The organism is Barnesiella sp., assembly GCF_022723415.1.
Classification (GTDB): Bacteria; Bacteroidota; Bacteroidia; order Bacteroidales; family Barnesiellaceae; genus Barnesiella; species Barnesiella intestinihominis.
This window is the reverse complement of the sequence record NZ_JAIJHU010000055.1, coordinates 1-19,323: the sequence shown is the minus strand read 5'-3', so window position 1 is coordinate 19,323 and position 19,323 is coordinate 1. Positions and strand designations below refer to the sequence as shown.

15 protein-coding genes and 1 tRNA gene are annotated in these 19,323 nt (G+C 43.7%); 5 read left to right on the top strand and 11 right to left on the bottom strand.

All coding sequences use genetic code 11. The features are described 5' to 3' along the window. Positions 1-660 precede the first annotated feature (660 nt). A tRNA-Leu gene (locus QVD32_RS10645) sits at positions 661-744 on the bottom strand. Positions 745-887: 143 nt separating this feature from the next. Between QVD32_RS10645 and QVD32_RS10640 the strand changes: the two genes are divergently transcribed. Beyond that, positions 888-1,964, top strand: a complete 1,077-nt coding sequence (locus QVD32_RS10640; RefSeq protein WP_008863032.1) for a mannose-1-phosphate guanylyltransferase — start codon at positions 888-890, stop codon at positions 1,962-1,964. 73 nt (positions 1,965-2,037) lie between these two features. Here QVD32_RS10640 and deoC read toward each other — a convergent pair whose 3' ends face one another. The 8 genes from deoC to QVD32_RS10600 all read right to left on the bottom strand — a co-directional run bounded on the left by deoC (position 2,038) and on the right by QVD32_RS10600 (position 10,050). Beyond that, a complete protein-coding gene (deoC, locus tag QVD32_RS10635) occupies positions 2,038-2,919 on the bottom strand; it encodes a deoxyribose-phosphate aldolase (RefSeq protein WP_021891718.1) in 882 nt (293 codons plus the stop codon). After that, entirely contained in the window at positions 2,912-3,247 is a 336-nt protein-coding gene (locus tag QVD32_RS10630) for a nucleotide pyrophosphohydrolase (protein WP_008863030.1), read from the bottom strand. Before QVD32_RS10630 ends, deoC begins: the two co-directional genes overlap by 8 nt. Before the next feature lie 4 nt (positions 3,248-3,251). Next, entirely contained in the window at positions 3,252-3,704 is a 453-nt protein-coding gene (dtd, locus tag QVD32_RS10625) for a D-aminoacyl-tRNA deacylase (RefSeq protein WP_021891719.1), read from the bottom strand. Between the two features lie 223 nt (positions 3,705-3,927). Next, the gene (uvrC, locus tag QVD32_RS10620) at positions 3,928-5,724 is read right to left on the bottom strand and encodes an excinuclease ABC subunit UvrC (RefSeq protein ID WP_021891720.1); all 1,797 of its coding nucleotides are present in this window, start codon (positions 5,722-5,724) and stop codon (positions 3,928-3,930) included. Between the two features lie 6 nt (positions 5,725-5,730). Next, positions 5,731-6,255 (bottom strand): adenine phosphoribosyltransferase, encoded by a 525-nt coding sequence (locus QVD32_RS10615; protein WP_021891721.1) that lies wholly within the window; start codon positions 6,253-6,255, stop codon positions 5,731-5,733. A 72-nt stretch (positions 6,256-6,327) separates the two neighbouring features. After that, positions 6,328-8,202, bottom strand: coding sequence for a tRNA uridine-5-carboxymethylaminomethyl(34) synthesis enzyme MnmG (gene mnmG / locus QVD32_RS10610; protein WP_021891722.1), 1,875 nt, complete (start codon positions 8,200-8,202; stop codon positions 6,328-6,330). A 74-nt stretch (positions 8,203-8,276) separates the two neighbouring features. Beyond that, the gene (gene ybeY / locus QVD32_RS10605; protein WP_021891723.1) at positions 8,277-8,690 is read right to left on the bottom strand and encodes an rRNA maturation RNase YbeY; all 414 of its coding nucleotides are present in this window, start codon (positions 8,688-8,690) and stop codon (positions 8,277-8,279) included. 127 nt (positions 8,691-8,817) lie between these two features. After that, positions 8,818-10,050: a spore maturation protein gene (locus QVD32_RS10600; RefSeq protein WP_021891724.1), complete on the bottom strand. Its 1,233-nt coding sequence runs from the start codon at positions 10,048-10,050 to the stop codon at positions 8,818-8,820. Positions 10,051-10,601: 551 nt separating this feature from the next. On the opposite strand from QVD32_RS10600, the gene QVD32_RS10595 reads away from it, so the two are divergent. Then, a complete protein-coding gene (locus tag QVD32_RS10595) occupies positions 10,602-11,294 on the top strand; it encodes a DNA alkylation repair protein (protein WP_021891725.1) in 693 nt (230 codons plus the stop codon). Between the two features lie 833 nt (positions 11,295-12,127). Here QVD32_RS10595 and QVD32_RS10590 read toward each other — a convergent pair. Further along, positions 12,128-13,990: a T9SS type A sorting domain-containing protein gene (locus QVD32_RS10590; RefSeq protein ID WP_021891726.1), complete on the bottom strand. Its 1,863-nt coding sequence runs from the start codon at positions 13,988-13,990 to the stop codon at positions 12,128-12,130. 219 nt (positions 13,991-14,209) lie between these two features. After that, entirely contained in the window at positions 14,210-15,286 is a 1,077-nt protein-coding gene (locus QVD32_RS10585; protein WP_021891727.1) for a TlpA disulfide reductase family protein, read from the bottom strand. Positions 15,287-15,580: 294 nt separating this feature from the next. Here QVD32_RS10585 and QVD32_RS10580 point away from each other — a divergent pair, with 294 nt between their 5' ends. The 3 genes from QVD32_RS10580 to QVD32_RS10570 are packed head-to-tail and all read left to right on the top strand — an operon-like array spanning position 15,581 to position 19,128. Continuing rightward, positions 15,581-16,270, top strand: a complete 690-nt coding sequence (locus tag QVD32_RS10580) for a succinate dehydrogenase/fumarate reductase cytochrome b subunit (RefSeq protein ID WP_008863020.1) — start codon at positions 15,581-15,583, stop codon at positions 16,268-16,270. A 36-nt stretch (positions 16,271-16,306) separates the two neighbouring features. Further along, a complete protein-coding gene (locus QVD32_RS10575; RefSeq protein ID WP_008863019.1) occupies positions 16,307-18,328 on the top strand; it encodes a fumarate reductase/succinate dehydrogenase flavoprotein subunit in 2,022 nt (673 codons plus the stop codon). A 44-nt stretch (positions 18,329-18,372) separates the two neighbouring features. Further along, positions 18,373-19,128, top strand: coding sequence for a succinate dehydrogenase/fumarate reductase iron-sulfur subunit (locus QVD32_RS10570; protein WP_008863018.1), 756 nt, complete (start codon positions 18,373-18,375; stop codon positions 19,126-19,128). Positions 19,129-19,323: the final 195 nt, after the last annotated feature.

Genomic DNA, 19,323 nt, shown 5'->3' with positions numbered 1-19,323 from the left:
AGCAGCCCACGCTATAGCGTGAGAACCACTATGCCACCCTTGTGTGTAATTGTGAAATTTCCTACGTTTCCAATTCACAAGATAAGCATAACGCTTCTTAATTTCTATGTCTCGGAAAGAGTTTCCCCAATCCAAATACAAAGGTAATGAAATCCCCATAAAAAGCTCTCACTGATAGATAAAAAACAGCATTTCAAGGTTCATTTTCCCTCTTTTGTACCTCTATTGGCTCTTCAAGCATTTAAAAATCTGTTTTCCAGCAGTAAAAGATAATTCCTTGACAAACTTTCTTGCTCTCTTTCATTCAAATCAACGGAGGTATAAAAGACCGAACCTTATAGCACTTCGTCAGTCTTTTGGTTTTAACTAAACTCTACTCACCGTATGATTTCCATCTATACCATGTTCTTATGGCGGTTTTAAACCTTACATGAGGAAAAGAAGGCGTATATCACAATATCTCTATAAGCCCTTTTTTAGAGGTGGAATACGCAAAATCAAATCTGTTAGCTATTTATCGTCACTATAATCATGTTTAAAGACATTCAACCACATTTAGCGAGAGGGGAGAATGAAGGTCTGTGGGAACAAATTGGGAACAGATAAGGCAAAAAGAAAACGACTAAGCGTTGGTATTCAACTACTTAGCCGTTTTACTTGTACCCAGAGCCGGGATCGAACCGGCATGGAGGTTAATCCACTGGTGTTTGAGACCAGCGCGTCTACCGATTCCGCCATCTGGGCTTAAATGCGGTGCAAAGATAAAAACAGATTTTGAATAAGACAAATAATCTCTGTTTTTTTTCAAAAAAAGTTATTCGAGCTATCTTTCTAATAAAAAATAGCTATTTTAGCAGAAGAATTAACATTAAAAAAACGACACGACTATGGAAAATAGATATTGTGTAATCATGGGAGGTGGTATCGGAAGTCGCTTTTGGCCTTTTAGCCGAAACAACAGACCCAAGCAATTCCTCGATTTTTTCGGGATAGGACGTTCGCTCCTCCAAATGAGTTATGACAGATTTATAAAAATAATACCCAAAGACCATATATTCATCGTCACAAACGAAATATATGTCGATTTGGTAAAAGAACAGTTACCCGATATCGCCGAAGAAAATATTTTGCTGGAACCGACCCGAAGAAATACAGCTCCCTGTATCGCTTGGGCCTCTTATCATATTCAGGCTCTCAACCCGAATGCCAATATCGTCGTAGCCCCCTCGGATCATCTCATTCTCAAAGAAGACGAATTTGCTCAATGCGTCAATCGCGGGCTCGATTTCGTATCAAAATATCCGGCACTGCTCACCTTAGGCATAAAGCCCAATCGTCCTGAAACGGGATACGGATATATTCAGATAGGCGAAGATGCCGAAGATAATATAAAGACCGTAAAAACATTTACCGAAAAACCCAATCTCGAATTTGCCAAAATGTTTGTGGAGAGCGGCGAATTTTTCTGGAACTCCGGTATTTTCATTTGGAATGTACAGACAATTATCAAAGCGTTCCAACGGTTTTTACCCGATATTTCGAACCGATTCGAAGAAAACATCAAAGTATTCAACACGCCCGAAGAAAAACATTTTATCGACGAAAATTTCGCAGCCTGCCCCAGTATATCGATAGATTTCGGTATCATGGAAAAAGCCTCGAACGTATTTGTGCTTTGCGCAGAATTCGGGTGGAGCGATTTAGGTTCTTGGAGTGCGCTGTACGACCACTCACCCAAAAATAAAGACGAAAACGTAACCCAAAACTGCAAAGCGTTACTTTACAACACAACGGGCAGTGTCATAGCCGTTAAGGGGGAAAAATTGGTCGTTGTCGAAGGACTTCACGATTACATCATAGCCGAAGCCGATAATGTGCTGCTCATCTGCCCCAAAAGCGAAGAACAGAAAATAAAACAATTCGTGACCGACGCAAAAATGGCTTATGACGATTCGTTCATTTAGCATGCTGGCAAATCATAAAAATAAAGAAGCCCGGATTGTACCGGGCTTCTTTATTTTCGTCAAACGACTTTATTTAGAAGAACTTCGTGGGATTTCCCCAAATATCCGAAAGTAAATTGTTGGCCAAACGGCTGGCTCCGATTCTGAAATATTCGTTAGTCAACCATTTTTCACCAAGCACTTCTTTCACCACACAATAATACTTCACAGCATCGGCTGTCGTAGAAATTCCACCGGCAGGCTTAAACCCGATCATCGTCCCGGTCTGCTCATAATATTCCTTAATGGCCTGACACATCACATAAGCAGCTTCGAGAGTCGCAGCCGGCTCGCTCTTACCCGTGGAAGTCTTTATGAAATCGGCTCCCGAGTATATAGACAACAAAGAAGCCTTCTTAATATTAGAAGCCGTTTTTAAGGCTCCTGTTTCGAGGATCACTTTCAAATGAGCATCTCTACAAGTTTGTTTGAGTTCTTCGATTTCTTGGCACATTTCCTCGTAATTTCCGCCTAAAAAATTACCCACATTGATGACGATATCTATTTCATCGGCTCCATCGCCGAGAGCCAAAGCCGTCTCGGCTACTTTCACCTCGGTAAAAGTCTGCGAAGTGGGAAAACCACCGGACACGGCAGCGATATTCACAGAAGACACATCGAGATTGGCGCGAACCGTACCCGCGAAATTAGGATACACGCAAATCGCGGCCACACTGGGCATCTCCGGATGCTCCTCTTCGAAATCGTTCACTCGTTTGGTAAACTTAGTAATCGAATCGGTATTATCCTCTGTATGCAACGAAGTCAGATCGATACAGCTGAACAAAAACTTATATACATCGGGAGTACTGTTCGTTGCCAAATTATCCCGCACGATCTTTTCTACGGCCGCTGCCACTTGTGCATCGTCTAAATCGGTTTTATACCGACTCAACATTTCTTCGTATCTATCCATTTTTTGTTAATTTAGGATTGTTGATATGTCTTGTTTTATCTCTATTTGTCTTCTTCTCCATATTCTTTTCAAAAGCAGAGGTCAAATCTACCCCTGTCTGGTTGGCAAGGCACAGCAATACCCAGAAAACATCGCACAATTCGTCCGATAAATCGCTGTTCTCCTCCCCCGATTTAAACGACTGATCGCCGTACCGACGGGAAATGATGCGCGCCACCTCTCCCACTTCTTCGGTCAATATAGCCATATTCGTCAATTCGCTGAAATATCTCACACCAACGCTTTTAATCCATTTATCGACCTGTTCCTGCGCTTCTTTTATCGTCATAAGATCACTCCTTGTTTTTCGTATCCATACAAATCGTTACCGGCCCGTCGTTCACGAGCTCTACCTGCATGTCGGCGCCGAAGACACCCGTAGCCACCGTTTTGGAAATTTCCTCCGAAAAACGACGGCAAAAAGCCTCGTACATAGGGACAGCGTGCTCATGTCCGGCCGCCCGGATATAAGAGGGCCTGTTTCCCTTCTTGGTCGATGCCATTAACGTGAACTGACTAACAATCAACACATCTCCGTTCATATCGATTAAAGATCGGTTCATAACCCCGTTCCCATCGTCAAAGATACGCAAATTGGCACATTTCTTCACCAACCATTCGATATCCGACGATTCGTCGCTATCTTCCACTCCCAACAATATCAAAAGACCGGCTTCTATGGAGGAATGTAATTCTCCGCCTATCCGCACCGAAGCCCTCTTCACTCTTTGAACGACTACTCTCATAGGAAATTCATTTCTTATCATGCAAAGATAGAGAAAGGAGTGTACAAGATAAAACGAATACACTCGTTTTTCATTCCGAATCGCATCCTATTTTCGCATTAGACAAAGATAATGTAAATCCAAAACAGAAGCAAACTTACTTGATCATACGTAGTATAACGACTTTCAAAGCCATTCATAAAGGGACTACAAATTAAAAATCTGAAAATCAAATAATTATAGTTTAAATCAAATATTTTTTTATGATTTTAGCTTTCGCCGTCCCCACGACTGCCATCAAATCAGATTCCGAAGCCTCCTTAATCCGTTTCACACTCTTGAAATGAGACAGCAACAAATCCCGACTCTTGGGGCCGATACCGGGAATGGAATCTAACGCCGACTTCACCTGCCCTTTACTCCGTTTATTTCGATGAAATGTAATACCGAACCGGTGAGCCTCGTCTCGCATGTGCTGAATAACTCGTAACGACTCCGAATTCTTGTCTATATAAAGAGGCAAGGAATCTCCGGGGAAATAAATTTCCTCTAAACGCTTGGCAATACCCACTATCGAAACTTTACCCCTCAATCCAAGAGCGTCGATCGACTCCAAAGCCGCACTCAATTGCCCTTTCCCGCCATCGACAATAATCAACTGCGGTAACTCCTCTCCTTCATCGAGCAAACGACGATACCGGCGATAAATAATCTCACGCATGGAAGCAAAATCGTCGGGCCCCACGACAGTCTTAATATCGAAATGGCGATAGTCTTTTTTCGATGGTTTCGCTTTCTTGAACACCACACAAGAGGCGACCGGATTCGTACCCTGTATATTCGAATTGTCGAAACACTCCATGTGCCACGGCAATTCGGGCAACCTGAAATCCTGTTGTATCCGGGTCAATATCCGCATGACTCGCTGTTCTGGATTCAGCTTCTCGCTTTGTTTCAATCGATCTACCTTATATTGCTTCACATTCTGCTCCGATACCGCGAGTAATTTTCTCTTATCCCCCCTTTGCGGAACGACAAATTCAAGGTCAACAAAATCAGACTCCGGCAAAAACGGTACAAGAGCCTCCTTAGCCCGACTTCCGAATCGGGAACGTAATTCGGCAATACCCAATGACAAAATTTCAGAAGCAGATTCATCGAGCTTTTTCTTATACTCGATAGTAATACTTTGTACGATCGAGCCGCCTCGCACGTGCATATAATTCACAAAAGCTACCCCCTCGTCCTCATCGTAAGAAAAGACATCAATTTCGTGCAAAGCCGGATTCACGATAACCGATTTAGCTTTATACTTCTCGATTAAATCGTATTTTTCCTTAACAACCTGAGCTTCCTCGAAGCGCAGCTCGGCAGACAGAGCCGACATCTCTTCCAACAAATGGTTACTCAATTGGTGTATGTCTCCGTTGAGAATCTGACGCACCTGTTCGATATATCCGTTATATTCTTGTTCCGATATTTTGCCGACACAACACCCTTTGCAATTTTTAATGTGATATTGCAGACAAACCCGAAAACGATTTTTTTCGATATTTTCAGGTGTCAATGCATAATTGCATGTGCGAATAGGATATAATTCTCGAATTAATCCCAACACGGTTTTCGCCAAGTGTACATTGGCATACGGGCCATAATATTTCGACCCGTCCTTATAAACTTTGCGAGTCAGAAACACCCGGGGAAAATGTTCGTTCCGCAAACAAATCCACGGATAAGTCTTGTCGTCTTTCAACAAAACGTTATACCGAGGCTTGTATGCTTTGATAAGACTGTTTTCAAGATGCAGAGCATCCTCCTCGGTCTTGACGACAATATATTGAAGATCATAAATATTTTTGACAAGAATATTAGTCTTAGGCGAATCATGCACCTTATTGAAATAAGAAGACACACGACGTTTCAGATTCTTCGCCTTACCTACATAAATAATCTTTCCCGTTTTATCGAAATATTGGTATACGCCCGGGGTATCCGGTAAAAGGGCGAGCTTATTCTTAATATTTTCGTTTTTATCGATCAATCCGTATCAATATTTTATCAGAGATTCGATTTCCACATCGTTCGGAAATAAATTCCGTCCTTTCAAAAACTCCAATTCAACGAGAAAATTGACATAGACTTTCTTCGGGTTGAATCGTTTTACCAAATTATAAGCGGCCAACATAGTCCCACCTGTCGCCAACAAATCATCGTGCAATAAAACAACATCATTTTCACAAAGGGCATCCTTGTGAATCTCTATGACATCTACGCCATACTCTTTGGTATAACTTTCCTGCCAAGTTTCAGCAGGAAGCTTTCCCGGTTTGCGCATAGGCACGAATCCGGCTCCGATACGCGTCGCTAATATAGGCCCCATAATAAAACCGCGAGACTCTATACCCACTACTTTCGTAATACCCTTTTCGGCATATATGGCAGTAAGCATATCCGACAATTCCCTCAAACAATCCGCATCTTTGAAAACTGTTGTCAAATCTCTAAAAACAATTCCCTTTTGAGGGAAGTCAACAACATCGCGAATCTTACTTTTAATAATCTCTACACTCATTTTATTTTTATTGTTTTATTCGTTCTATCCCTTTATTTAAAGGCTTTCTAGCGATTTGTTTCACGTGAAACATTAACGTCCCACCAACAGCAGCAATATATTTATATCGCTCGGCGAAATACCCGGTATGCGCGAAGCCTGCGCTATGGTCTCGGGATCTATTCTTTCCAATTTCTGACGAGCTTCGGTCGATAATGCATGTATCTGGCTATAATCGAATTTCCCTCGTATGCGAATATGTTCCAAACGAGAAATTTTATCGGCAATCATTTTCTCCCTATCGATATAACCTTGATACTTCATCTTAATCTCGGCAGCCTCCACAATTTCTTCTCTGCGATTCTTTATAACAGAAATTTCTTGTTTCAACGCAGGAACCAATGTCGAAAGTTTGGCCATATCCAACTGGGGACGTAATATCAAATCGATCAATCGCACCCCCTGTTTCAAGGGAGCTGTTCCCAGAGCTTCCAAACCTTCGTTTATATAGGCCGGTTTTATAGAATAGTTTTGTGCAAACCGAATCAAACGATCCACGCTATCCCGTTTCGCCGTCAACAAATCATATCGCTCCCGTTTCGCCAACCCTAACCGATAAGCTCGCTCGGTAAGGCGCATATCGGCATCGTCCTGACGCAACAAAATACGATATTCGGCTCTCGAAGTGAACATACGATAAGGTTCATCGACACCTTTTGTCACCAAATCGTCGATCAAAACCCCTATATAGGCTTCGTCCCGCCCCAATGTAAACGGAGCGCCTCCGTGACAATTGATATGAGCGTTTATTCCGGCGATAAGCCCCTGTCCTCCGGCCTCTTCATACCCCGTCGTACCATTGATTTGTCCCGCAAAGAAAAGATTGGAAATCTGTTTAGTTTCCAAATTATGATTTAATTGTGTAGGATCGAAATAATCATATTCGATCGCATAACCGGGACGATATATACGCACATCTCGCAATGCCGGAATTTCTTGCAACGCCTTTATCTGAATATCCAAAGGCAACGACGAAGAAAAACCGTTCAAATAATATTCCTGCGTAGTTTCCCCTTCTGGTTCGAGAAACAACTGGTGTTCCGTTTTATCGGGAAATGTCACTATTTTTGTCTCTATACTGGGACAATAGCGAGGTCCGATACTTTGTATCTGACCGTTATACAAAGGCGAATCGGGCAGACCTGCACGCAATATATCGTGTACTTGTTCATTCGTATAAATAGTCCAACAGCTACGTTGTTTCAACGGACGAGGCTGGAAATCGAGGAAAGAAAACTTGTGAAAATCGTCCTCTCCCCTCTGCTCGGTCGCCTCTTCGAAATGAATACTCCGGCCATCGATTCGAACCGGTGTTCCCGTTTTCATACGTCCGGCGGTAAAACCCAGCTCCACGAGCTGCTCGGTAATACCGTACGATGCCGGCTCAGAGATACGCCCCCCTTGCAGTCGGGTACGACCGATATGCATCAAACCGTTCATAAAAGTACCGGTCGTCAACACCACACATTTCGCCGTAAACGTCACGTTCATATCCGTCACCACGCCCGTCACGCGCCCGTCTTTCACAAGAATCTGATTAACAGAGTCTTGCCACATATATAGATTCTCCGTATTTTCCAAAATAGAGCGCCAAGTAGCAATAAACTTGGTTCGGTCGCTCTGTGAACGAGGACTCCACATGGCCGGACCTTTCGAGCGATTCAGCATTCTGAATTGTATCGCCGTCTCATCGGTCACAATCCCCATGAATCCTCCCAACGCATCAATCTCACGAACAATCTGCCCTTTGGCGATACCACCGACCGCAGGATTACAGCTCATCTGAGCTATCTTATTCATATCCATAGTAATAAGCAGGGTTTTCGAACCAAGATTGGCCGAAGCGCACGCCGCTTCACACCCGGCATGCCCTGCACCCACCACTATCACATCGTAATTAAAATCCATCGTATATTATTTCTCCATGACTTTTATCGAGAAAGAACCCTCCCCCGCTACATAGAAATCAGAAATATATTCAATCACCTCAGCTTCAAAGCCTCGTTCTCATGACGAGTCATCATCTCACGCTCACCCGGGCCTTTATCGTTGATACCGCACAAATGCAAAACACCGTGTATGATAATCCGATGAAGCTCTTCGTCATAATCGGTTCCGAACTGTTCCGCATTGGAACGGACAGTATCCACGCTGATAAATATATCACCGCCTATTTTATCGCCCTCGGTATAGTCAAACGTAATCACATCGGTATAATAGTCATGCTGCAAATAAGCCTTATTCACTTCGAGAATTTTCTCATCGGAACAAAAGATATAGGCTATATCGCCGCATTTCTTCCCATACCCCGAAGCGACACGACGTATCCAATCGGTCGTTTCTCTCTTTTTTATCGCCGGCATCTTGACGTCTTCGGCAAAATAACTCACAGCCATGACTTTATCTCTTTTATCTTATAAAACACTCGCAACGCACAGCTACGGAGGCCGAATCCTCGGTTATACGAGGTACGAACCCATTTCCGCATACTCTGCAAAGATAGTGCAATTCTGCGAATAAGAATTACTTGAAGAAGAAATAAGAAACCGTAATAGCCGAAATAGCCCCTATCACATCGGCCAGCAAAGCGTAGCCAACCGCATAGCGGGTCTTACGCACCCCTACGCTACCGAAATAGACCGCCAAGATATAAAATGTCGTGTCGGTCGATCCTTGCACGGTACAAGCTACCCTACCCACAAAGGAGTCTACGCCATAAGCCGACATCGCATCGACCATCATACCTCGCGAACCGCTACCGCTCAACGACTTCATCAAAGCCGTAGGCAATGCTCCCACAAATTCGGTATCTATTCCCAACCAACCGAAAACCGTAGCAAAACCCTCGACGATATAATCCATCGCTCCCGATGCCCGAAATATCCCGATAGCCACGAGAATAGCCACTAAATAGGGTATGATCATAACCGCCGTCTTAAAACCCTCTTTCGCGCCCTCTATAAAAGCATCATAAACATTGATTCGCTTGACAAACCCCGCCACGATAAAAATTACGATAATCGTAAACAGAATACTGTTGGCTGCAAAAGCCGAATAAGACGAAATCTTCTCTTCCGGCAAAGAGGAGAAATAATAAAACACCCCGCCCACAAAAGCGGTAAGCCCCAATCCCCATAGCAGAATTACCCGGTCGAATATATTGATTCGCTGTTTGATACACAATGCCAAAAGCCCCACGAACGTCGCCATGAACGTGGCGATTAAAATGGGCAAGAAAACGTCCGAAGGATTGGCTGCCCCCATCTGTGCCCGATAAGTCATCACCCCGATAGGAATCAAGGTCAACCCCGAAGCGTTCAAAACCAAGAACATCAGCATGGCATCGGTCGCCGTGTCCTTCTTGGGATTCAACTCTTGCAACTCTCTCATCGCTTTCAATCCCAATGGAGTAGCAGCATTGTCCAACCCCAACATATTGGCAGAAACATTCATGAACATCGACCCCAAAGCCGGATGCCCTTTGGGAACTCCCGGGAAAAGTCGGGAAAACAACGGACTGATCCAACGCGACAAAACAGCGACTACCCCACCCCGCTCCCCTATTTTCATAAGTCCGAGCCACAACGTAAGAACACCTGTCAAACCCAAAGAAATATCGAACGCGCTACGAGCCGAGGAAAACGAAGCATTCATAATATCGGTCCAGATTCCCGTGTTTCCATATACGAAAGTCTGTACCACCGCCACCACAAAGGCAATAACGAAAAATGCGATCCAAATGTAATTGAGAACCATGCCGAGACTGTTTTCAAATTATCTTTCTAAAAAACGAACATAGCACAAACCCTGAGTAAAAACAAATTTACTTGACGATGACAACACGTAATCTATGTTTCGCAGCTTCACTACAAAAATAGTCATTTTAAGCAAACCAACTCTTTTTCTTTCCCCAAAAAAGGATTTACACCCAACCCAAAGAACCGACAATTCTATTTCTTCCTGATTCCCGCATTCCAATTTTTATCATATACAACTATATATCAATCATTTATTCAAATTTTATCTTCCTGAGAATCGAATATTTTCCATCACCTTGCCGCCTATCCGCAAATTTTTCAACAGAGTCCTTTAAAATTAACATCTAAAAACATTGTCAAAAACAACTATTATCATAAAACCGAAAGAGAAAATTTCAGCCAATAATTTACACATTATTTTTAACTTTATTTCAACAAATTAAAATCCACACCCGCAACCTTATATTAAAAATTAAATTTGAACAAAAGAAAAATTTGATTCCGCTACATGCAATTTTTATCTTTGTAAAAAATCAAGCATCTTCAATCATGCACACAGCACAAGACATAGAGCAAGCGATTCGGGCGGAAGCCAACCCCGACAAAGTAAAAACCCTCTCTGGATTCTTTAAAACCGGAAAAGGAGAATACGGCGAGCAAGACATATTCATCGGCATCCCCGTTCCTGTAACACGCAGTATCGTCAAACAATACTTAGATACCCCGCTCGACCAACTCGAAATCCTGTTACATAACCCGGTTCACGAATTGCGCATGGCCGCCTTGTTATGTATGGTCGAACAATTCAAAAAAGCCGATGCCAACCGTCGAGAAGCGATATACCACACCTATTTATCCAATACCGCATATATCAACAACTGGGATTTGGTCGATTTATCCGCAGCACAAATCGTCGGAGGCTATCTCGAAGAACAAGACCACACCCCACTCTATCAACTGGCCCAAAGCAGCCTCATCTGGGAACAGCGCATTTCGATTGTCTCCACTTGGCAATGGATCCGCAAAGGCCGCTTCGACGATACGCTCGCTATTGCCGATATTCTCTTGTACAACAAACATGACCTAATCCGCAAAGCCGTAGGCTGGATGCTGCGAGAGGTCGGGAAAAAAGATAAAATCCGGCTCTGTACTTTCCTCGACACCCGTTATCGCGATATGCCTCGAACCATGGCCATTGAAAAATTCTCGCCCGAAGAACGACGACATTATATGCAAAAATAACATAAACAACGCACGGCCATATACAGGCCTTGAATGAAATTCCAAAAATCTATCGACTACAATCCCGCCACCCTCAATGAAGGAATTTAAAATGCATCTGTCCTTTATCTGCCCCGACGACAACGTTACCTCATAACTCGGTTCAGCCTATAATTAGTGAGGATATCGACTCAATAGAAATCAAAGGGAATCGTCTTTCAAATTCTCTCTTGTGTTCGCGGGTAGAGGTAAAAAGAATATTCGAAGCAGCATCTTAGTCCTCTCCTCTTGCCGTGGTGGCTCGTGATATTACGAAGGAATCGCACGTAAATCGAAGCAGGAGCGAAGGCAGAAATACATCTCAACCTCTCCCTACCGTGTCCCGTAGCATTGCGGGGCACTATGTTAGCCATATAGAGGAGACACCGAAGAAACAATAGTTTGAGTTGAAAAAGATCATTTGATTGTAGAGTTCAACCCCCTCGCTCTGTGGGCACTCCTCCTATATTCCTTGCAGGAACACCCCGTAATGCTACGGGGCACAGCAAAGGGAAGAGGGAGATACACTACCCTATTCCTGTTATCGAAAGCATTCACACTTCTCCCTTGTGTTTTGAGCAAAATATAGGGGAGAAGGAGTAATACACTCTGTATAGAAATTTAAACAAGAATCAAACTCTCCCCAAAAGTTCGGTACGCGGTTATCTACAAAAATTCCATAGCTAAAATACATATCTACCCCTCGGATTCTCTACTGAACTCACAGCTCAGGTACACCGGCTTACCCTTTACTCATTTCACAAAAAAACGGGAACTTCGTGAAGTTCCCGTTTTTAAACACATGATGAATTCTATTATTTAATAACCAAACGATGGTTGTGTTCGTTGCCGTTTAGAGTGATACGAATCAGATAAATTCCGGGATTCAAACCTTCCACAGAAACAGATTGTGCAGGCATAGCGACCTCTTTTACCAAGCTGCCTTGCAAATCATAAATAGCGATATTCGAAACACCTTCCGTCAAGTTGATATTGCCTTGTGCAGGATTAGGCCAAAACAATTTCTCAACAGCTACACGCTCTATCGACGTGGCTTTCTCCACTTCATAGGAGCCGATGGCCGGATTAGTCGCCGAACGAGATTTGCCGCGTTGGTCCACTGTGGGAACACCTTCTACCACAATACCGGCTCCGGCTGCGATACCGTCGGCTGCAATAGCGATATTTTTGGTCGTACCCTCATTGAGAGCCGGAATAGGTTCATCTTCCGCAAACAGTTTCTGATCGGTATAAACTACATTATCCACAAATTCGTCGGTGGTCACAGGTGTACCTTCCAAAGCCGTACCATATATATTGTGAGTACCCGAAATAACACAATCGTTATGAGTATAAATATCGGGGCCACCGATACCTCTTACAAGAATAGAATTATAGATTTGAACGATTGCTTTGGAAGCTATATGGATTCCCGACCCATAGGTTTCATGTACACTCTTGTTATCTACAAAAGTACAATTATAAATAGTAGCATCTCCTTGTAAAGCCAAAGCTCCTCCACCATTATTTGCTCCTGTAATTTCATTTTTATAAAAAGTACAGTTGGTAAACGTAGCATTTTTAGAAGTAGATAGGATAGCTCCACCATGTGCTGCCGATAAATTCTCCCCGAAATAACAGCCAGCAACCTTATAGGTAACCGCATCCTTTAACGAAGCATACCATGCACCACCAGAAGTACCCGTAGCTTCATTATGCTCGAAAGAACAATTCTCAACAGTAACATCACCCATCCAAGTCAATAATGCACCGCCTCCCTTAGCCGCATTATTCATAAATGTCGTGTTGACGATTTTCAAAGCGCCATCGGTTACATTATTATTCTGTTCTACTGCTCCACCATAATTTGTCGCTGTATTTTCGGTAAATGTACAATTTATTATTTCTGCCGAAGCTCCTGCATTCTGCAAAAATATAGCCCCTCCGTTCGTAGATTTTCCAGTAGAAGTGTTACCGGTGAAAACACAGTCGGTAAAATAGTTCGTACTGCCCGAGCAACAAACAGCTCCACCATGAGCTTCACTAGTATTATTCGTAAATGTACAATTAGTAAAACGACCTGTTACACCTTTATTGGTATATAATGCACCTCCGGCTTTCGTTCCCGATAGGTTTTGAAAAGTACAGTTCGTAAGCGTAATATCGCCGCATGCCATAATACCGGCAGCATAACCATTTTTCGCCTTATCGAAAAGCAGATTCTCACCGGTAAGCGTACCGTTTGCACCTACCAAAATAGTAGCCGACCAAGTAGCCATAGTCGTTTCCGTATCGACCAAAGCCGTACCGTCACCACCGTAGAGCGTACAGTTTTTCAACGTAAGCGATATTAATTCCGCTCCATCTTCGGGTTCGTAAAGCCCGATTTTAAAAATACGATAATTAGAGACTCCCGGCTCGGCCACGGAAATCGTTTTTCCTTTACCGTCGATAGTCAGGTTTTTGTCTATCAAAATCGTTTCGGGAATCGTAACGGTGGTCTCATCACCGATAGACAGCTCGATGACCGACCCGCCCGGTGCATTCGCCACGACATAAGGGAGAGTTCCTTCTTCGTCTGCACCTCCCGATGTTTTGGTCACTAATAAATTTTCGGCAAAAGCCGTACCCGAAAACAAAAATAGAGCACAGCTCACTAAAAGTAATTTGTTTTTCATAATAACACTTTTTAGAATTGATAAGAAATGAAATAATTATTTTTTTGCAAGTATAATATTTTTTTATTTATATACAAAGTATTTCGTTTACTTTCTTTCTAAATTCTATAATTTTCTATTTGAATCAAAAATGAAACATAAAAGAAAAAGAAATGAAACACAAACACAAAAAAAGGAGTGGCGATTGCCACTCCTTTAACCCTTACGATAGAAAATCTATTATTTCTTCATAACTTCTGCCACCTTTTCCTTCATTGCCTCTTCGCGCAAATCGCGAGCGACAATCGTACCGTCGGGAGCAAACAAAATGATGTGAGGGATTCCTTGAATACCGTATAATTCGGTAGGAATCTGCTGTGCATTAATAATCTGAGGCCAAACGATTCCCAGTTCCTTTATAGCTTTTTGAGTATCTTCTACTTTATCCCAAACGGCTACGCCCAAGACATCGAGTCCTTTACTATGATATTTATCGTACAACTCCTTGATATTAGGAATTTCGGCTCGACAAGGACCACACCAAGATGCCCAGAAGTCTACCAAAACATATTTTCCTTTTCCTACATAATCAGAAAGCGAAACCTTGCTGCCGTCCGGTTGCTCGATCGTGAAATCGGTAAACATAGCGCCTTCGGCCGTCTTTTTCAATATCTCCTGTTGCTGAATCATCATTTTTATAAGCGGATTGGCCTTCAAAGTTTCGCCGGCGAGATTGAGCACGGAATCGAATTGAGCCGGTTCCAAATTCCAGTTGGCAATAGCCCATGCACCTACGGCATTATCTTTATTTCTATCGAAATTCTCGGACATTACTCGGTTAAATTCGGGCATAATAGTATTCGTTTGGAAGTCTTGCCAAGCCTCGCGAAGCTCTTCTTCGGACAATCCTTTCTGCATAATTTCCTGTTGTTTGGCGATAATCGTATTCTGCAAAGAATCCATATCGGACATAAACAAAGCGAAACTATCGTTCAGAGGAGTACCCGAACGTTTATCGGTCTCTCCCATTTCAACAGCGATATCGCCGTTTTCAAGAACCAACTCCATACGATACGGACGTGATTGTATCTGGCAAATCAATGCGGTATCCGCTTTACCGGTAAATGTAAACTTACCATTGGCAATCACCGCGCTATCCAATACATTACGGGATGCCATATCGGTCAAATAAACTTTATTTCCGTTCAACGTTGTATCGGAAACCATTCCGTTAATCGTGTAAGAAGACGGATGCGTACCACAAGACACAACCGTTGCAGCCGTAACGGCCAATAAGAAAAAATTACTGTTCTTCATATTTATTTTTATTGATAATTGTAAAAAAACGACGCAAAACGAAAACAACGGCGAGTTTGTCCGATCAAGCCGAGTGTAGCCTATTTTCGCGCTTATTGCAAAGATAGATATATTTTAAGAAAAAACACACGATTTACTTTCTTTAAGCATTCGGGAACTTCCCCGGCAACAGACTATACATTAAAGAAATATTTCCTTATTAGCTTGTTTATTCCGCATACTTCATTTAATTTTGCATGGTGTAAATTTGCATAAATTTCATTTACAACAAATAATAACTTAAATTCAAATCCTATGTGGTTAAGTAACTCGTCCATAGGACGAAAAGTAGTCATGAGTATTACCGGACTCTTTCTCGTCCTATTTCTAACGTTTCACATGTGTATGAACTTAGTGGCGTTAATCAGCCCTGCCGGCTACAATGCCGTTTGCCAATTTTTGGGAGCCAACTGGTATGCTTTGGCAGGAACTGTCATTCTCGCTGCCGGAGCCGTTCTTCACATTGTCTACGCATTTTGGTTGACCTTGCAAAACCGGAAGGCGCGCGGTAACGACCGTTATTTGGTGAACACTCGCCCGCAAACCGTAGAATGGGCATCTCAAAACATGCTCGTTTTGGGTATCATCGTTTTGTTGGGATTGGTTTTGCACCTCTTCAACTTTTGGTACAAAATGCAGCTCAACGAAATCGTCGGTCATTTGCCCGAAGTAAATCCTCACGACGGAATCGCCTTGATCCGCGAAACATTCGGTTGCCCGATCTATGTAGTTATTTATCTCATTTGGTTCGTTGCTTTGTGGTTCCATCTCACTCATGGATTTTGGAGTGCCATGCAAACCATCGGTATCAACAACCACGTATGGTTCAACCGTTGGAAATGTATCTCCAACATTTTCGCAACAATCATCTGCTTGGGCTTTGCCGCCGTTGCCATCTCTTTCTATGTGATGAGCCTGACCGGTTGCGGAACTTGCACCCTTTAATAAACCAAACTATTTATTCACAGAAAAACAATTGTTATGTCTACCATAGATTCTAAAATACCCGAAGGCCCATTGGCCGAAAAGTGGACCAATTATAAAGCTCACCAAAAATTGGTGAACCCGGCCAACAAACGCCGTCTTGACATTATCGTCGTAGGTACGGGGCTTGCCGGTGGCTCTGCTGCCGCCACTCTCGGCGAGTTGGGTTTCAATGTATTGAACTTCTGCATTCAAGATTCACCTCGTCGCGCCCACTCTATCGCCGCTCAGGGAGGTATCAATGCCGCCAAAAACTATCAAAACGACGGAGACTCGGTATATCGTTTATTCTACGACACCATCAAAGGTGGCGACTATCGTGCCCGCGAAGCCAACGTTTACCGTCTGGCCGAAGTATCGAACAACATCATAGACCAATGCGTGGCACAAGGCGTTCCCTTTGCCCGCGAATATGGGGGTCAATTGGCTAACCGTTCTTTCGGTGGCGCTCAGGTATCTCGTACATTCTATGCCAAAGGCCAGACCGGACAACAGCTGTTGTTAGGTGCATATGCATCGCTCAACCGTCAGGTGAAAAAAGGTACGGTAAAACAATTTACACGTTACGAGATGCTCGACCTCGTGATTATCGACGGTCGTGCGCGCGGTATCATCGCCCGTAATCTGGTTACCGGAGAGATTGAAAGATTCGCGGCACACGCTGTCGTTATCGCTACCGGCGGATACGGAAACGTTTATTTCCTTTCGACCAACGCTATGGCATCGAATGGCTCGGTAGCCGTTCAATGTTATCATAAAGGCGCTTATTTCGCCAACCCGGCTTACGCTCAGATTCACCCCACTTGTATTCCCGCACACGGCGAGTTCCAATCGAAACTGACTTTGATGTCGGAGTCGTTGCGTAACGACGGTCGTATCTGGGTTCCGAAGAAAAAAGAAGATGCCGAAGCTATCCGTGCCGGCAAATTGAAACCGACCGATATTAAAGAAGAAGATCGCGACTACTACTTGGAACGTCGTTATCCGGCCTTCGGTAACCTTGTTCCCCGCGACGTGGCCTCTCGCGCAGCCAAAGAACGTTGCGATGCCGGTTATGGTGTAGGAGCTACGGGTTATGCCGTTTACCTCGATTTCAAGGAAAGTATCGAACGCTTGGGTAAACAAGCTATACAAGGTCTCGACCACCACGTGATCGAAAGTTTGGGCGGAGAACAAGCCGCTATCCAAATAAAAGGAAAAGAAGCCGTAGCCAGCCGTTATGGAAACCTCTTCCAGATGTATGAAAAAATCGTCGATGATAATCCCTATGAGACTCCTATGATGATTTATCCCGCATCGCACTACACGATGGGCGGTATCTGGGTGGACTACGAATTGATGACTTCCATTCCCGGTCTGTTCGCTATCGGCGAAGCCAATTTCTCGGACCACGGAGCCAACCGTTTGGGTGCTTCGGCTTTGATGCAAGGTCTTGCCGACGGTTATTTCGTACTTCCCTATACGATTCAAAACTATTTGTCCGACCAAATCCAAGTTCCCCGTTTCTCGACCGATCTGCCCGAATTTGTAGAAGCCGAAAAAGCGGTAAAAGCTCGTATCGCCCGTTTGATGAATATCAAGGGGAAACGTTCGGTAGACTCCATACACAAAGAGTTGGGACGTATCATGGTAGACTATGTGGGCATGGGACGTAACAAAGCCGGATTGGAAACTGCCCTCGAAAAAATCGAAGAGGTGAAGAAAGAATTCTACACCAACGTGCGCATTCCCGGCGAAGCCAATACACTGAACGTAGAGCTCGAAAAGGCTTTGCGTGTGGAAGACTTCCTCGAAATAGGCAAATTGATGGCCCTCGATGCTCTCAACCGCGAAGAATCTTGCGGCGGACACTTCCGTGAAGAATATCAAACAGAAGAAGGAGAAGCAAAACGTGACGATGAACACTTTATGTATGTAAGCTGCTGGAAATATCAAGGCGAAGACAAAAAGCCCGAATTATTGAAAGAAGAACTGAAATACGAAGCTATCAAAGTTCAACAACGTAACTACAAGAAATAATTTGTTTAATCGCCGTTTTAATTCCGGTATAACACGATAAAGTTATGGAAAAAACAATAAATATAACACTCAAAGTTTGGCGCCAGAAAGGTCCCAAAGAAAAAGGTAGATTTGAGGAATATAAACTTAATGGTGTATCTACCGACAGCTCTTTCCTCGAAATGCTCGACTTGCTCAACGAGCAACTGATTAACGAAGGCAAAGAGCCTGTAGTATTCGATCACGATTGCCGCGAAGGTATTTGCGGTATGTGTTCGCTCTATATCAACGGACACCCCCACGGGCCCGACACCAGCGTTACCACTTGCCAATTGCACATGCGTAAATTCAACGACGGAGACGTAATCACCGTAGAACCGTGGCGTTCGGCCGGATTCCCCGTTATTCGCGACTTGATGGTAGACCGTCGTGCATTCGACAAAATACAGCAAGCCGGAGGATATATCTCGGTAAACACGGGCGGTGCACAAGATGCCAACGCAATTCCTATCTCTAAAATCGATGCCGACGAGGCTATGGACTCGGCTACTTGTATCGGTTGCGGAGCTTGCGTAGCAGCTTGTAAAAACGGTTCGGCCATGTTGTTCGTTTCGGCTAAGGTAAGCCAATTCGCCCTGCTGCCGCAAGGCCGCGTAGAGGCTGCCGAACGCGCTCGTGCTATGGTTGCCAAGATGGACGAATTGGGATTCGGTAACTGTACCAACACCGGTGCTTGTGCCGCCGAATGTCCCAAAAACATTTCGTTGACGAACATCGCCCGTTTGAACCGCGAGTTCATTTGCGCTAAACTGAAAGACTAAAAAATCCTAAGTTCATATCTTGAAAACTATCCCGGAAATCCGGGATAGTTTTTTTATGCCCCTACCCGGAAGCTGCGGCATGTCGTCATCGAGATGACTGAAAGATTGTATTTCCCAAATAGCGAATTATTTCTATCTTTGTCATTACGAAGATAGGATGCGGTTCGGTACAACCAAATCGGAAATGAAACTTCC